Raw genomic sequence first — 2,695 nt, forward strand, 5'->3', positions numbered from 1 at the left:
TCAAAGCCAAGGCCAGGAATTCCGCCTGGCCGCCTGTGGCAATCACGCGCGTTTGGGGGCCCAGCACGGCGCACATGCGGTCAAGAACGCCATCCACCAGCCCGACGGAACCGTAGAATAGTCCCGATTGCATGCTTGCAACCGTATTGGTGCCGATCACGCGTTCAGGCTCGCGGATTTCGACGCGGGGGAGGCGGGCCGCGCGCGCAAACAGCGCCTCCGATGAAATGCCGATTCCCGGCGCAATCACTCCCCCCAGATACTCACCTTTTTCAGAAACGGCATCGAAAGTGATGGCCGTACCAAAATCCACGATGATGCACGGGCCTCCATATTTTTCAAACCCGGCAACGCTGTCTGCGATGCGGTCTGCACCAACTTCCAAGGGGTTGTCATAATGAATGGCCATTCCGGTCCGCATCCCGGGGCCGAGAAAATAAGGTTTGAGATGAAAATAGCGTTCAGCCATTTCCTGGATAACCGGGTTCAGCGTGGGGACCACGCTTGAGACCATCATGGCCTTGATCTCTCCCGATTGAATTCCGCCCAGCGTGAAAAGGTTTCGGCTGAGGATGCCGTACTCGTCGGCGGTCTGGCCGCGATGGGTGGAAAGGCGCCATTGCGCGACCAACTCGCGCTCTTTAAAAACTCCCAGGCTTGTGTTCGTATTGCCCACATCGATGACGAGAAGCATATTGTTCCTGGTCCGCCAGAAGTATTTTCAAAAAAAGGTGCGTACCCCGCCTATCTCAGTTCAGTAATCTCGCCGGCCACCAGCAACTCCTGCGGGCCGTCGTCGCGACGAATCTTGAGGGCACCGTTTGCGTCGAGGCCAACTGTGACTCCGGAGTAGTCATTCCCGCAGGCCTTCACGCGGACCGACTTCCCCTCAGCATAGCTCGACGCCGCTGACCACTCCCGGACAATCGCCGCATGGCCTTCCCTCAAAAGCATATGATAGTAATGTTCCACACTGCGAAGCAATTCGGCAAGAACATGCAGCCGGGAATAGTGCCCGCCGCTTTCGAGCGCAAGCGATGTGGCGATCCCCTGAAGTTCCTCCGGCATCGAACTGTGGTTCACGTTGATGCCGATGCCCAGCACCACCATATGAAGGCGATCGACCTCGGCCTTCATTTCGGTGAGAATTCCGCAAACCTTCTTGCCGTTCACCAGCACATCGTTGGGCCAGCGGATGTCCGCTTCGAGGCCAGTGGCCGAGCCCAGCGCGTGGTGTGCGGCAACTCCGGCCAGAAGAGTGAGGATGGGAGCAGCCGCCGGCGATAACGGGGGCCGCAGGACGATGGAAGCGTAAATACCGCTCGATTTTTCAGAATACCAGTTCCTGCCCAGCCGCCCTCGTCCCGCCGTCTGCTCCTCCGCAATGACGACCGTACCGTGAGGACCGCTCTGCGCGTCCAGTTCGAGCGCCGCGCTATTAGTCGATTCCGTGCGAAAGAAATGGATGATCTTGTGCCCGATTTCCGCATGCGGCAGTTCAGATCGGACAAGACTGGGCACCAGGACATCAGGCAGCTTCTCAAGTTGGTAGCCGCGCCTCGGATGCCCCTTGATGGCTACTCCGAGCGCCCGCAGCTTTTCAATCCATTCCCAAACCGTAGACCTTGAAACTCCAATCTCCTCGGCGATTTTAGGCCCGGGCACCACCACCATGGCATTCCTCGCCAGCAGGTGGACCAGGCGGTCGATCTTGTGGTCTGTGCTTCCGGTGGTCATGCGCCTTAGCGTCCTTTGCGTCCCTGCTGCCTGGGTGAGAGGGGCCGGTTCAAGGGCCTTTCGCAAAGGGATGGGAATTTCGACTTACAGGGGTTCGATCAGAAAGTTGATGTCAACCGCAGGCGCCGAGTGGCTCAGCGCACCGACAGAAATCCTGTCGACTCCCGCCTCGGCATATGCGCGAATGTTCCCAAGACCCACGCCGCCCGAAACTTCCAGCAGCACGCGGCCGCGGGCATGGCTGACGCATTCCGAAACTTCTTCAGGCGTCATGTTATCGAGCAGTGCGATATCTGCGCCGGCCTCAATCGCTTCCTCAAGCTCCTGCCGCGTCCGGACCTCAACCTCAACAGGCATCCCGGCCGGCTTGTCGCGACTCACAGTTTCAATCGCGGCGCCGATGCCACCGGCAATGGCAATGTGGTTGTTCTTGATCAGAATTCCGTCATCGAGTCCCATCCGGTGGTTGGTCCCGCCGCCCATGCGGATGGCGTACTTTTCAAGGATTCTCAAACCGGGAGTGGTTTTGCGGGTGTCCAGCAATTCCGTCTTCAAGCCCGCAAGCTGGTCTTTGAACTTCCTCGTCAGAGTCGCAATGCCGCTCAGCCGTTGAAGGAAATTCAAGGCCACGCGCTCGCCGGAGAGCAACGTGGCGGCTTTTCCTTCCACCCTGGCCAGCGGCTGGCCCGCGGGAACTTCCGTGCCGTCCGATATTACTGCATCCCACAAGTAATCGGGCTCCAGCATGCGAAAAACTTCCTCAGCGACTGGGAGTCCGGCCACGACGAGAGGCTGCTTGGAGTAGAAAATGCCTCGTCCTTTCACGCTTTCAGGAACGGTCAAGCTGGTGGTCACATCGCCTTTGCCGAGGTCCTCGACGAAGGCACGCGCAACAATCTTGCGCACCTGCTGGACGGGCAGGCCCTGGACCATTTCGTCCAACGAAACGGGGAATTCC

At 58.9% G+C, this 2,695-nt stretch carries 3 protein-coding genes; all 3 read right to left on the reverse strand.

Translation table 11 applies throughout. From position 1 onward, the window contains the following. Window positions 1-694: type III pantothenate kinase (locus VFQ24_03405; protein ID HET9177382.1), on the reverse strand; the 694-nt coding region annotated here is incomplete at its 3' end. 50 nt (window positions 695-744) lie between these two features. Beyond that, a complete protein-coding gene (locus tag VFQ24_03410; protein HET9177383.1) occupies window positions 745-1,737 on the reverse strand; it encodes a biotin--[acetyl-CoA-carboxylase] ligase in 993 nt (330 codons plus the stop codon). Between the two features lie 84 nt (window positions 1,738-1,821). Then, on the reverse strand, window positions 1,822-2,670 hold the full coding sequence (nadC, locus tag VFQ24_03415; protein ID HET9177384.1) for a carboxylating nicotinate-nucleotide diphosphorylase: 849 nt from the start codon (window positions 2,668-2,670) through the stop codon (window positions 1,822-1,824). Window positions 2,671-2,695: the final 25 nt, after the last annotated feature.

The sequence above is a fragment of the Terriglobia bacterium genome (assembly GCA_035712365.1).
Lineage (GTDB): Bacteria > Acidobacteriota > Terriglobia > UBA7540 > UBA7540 > SCRD01.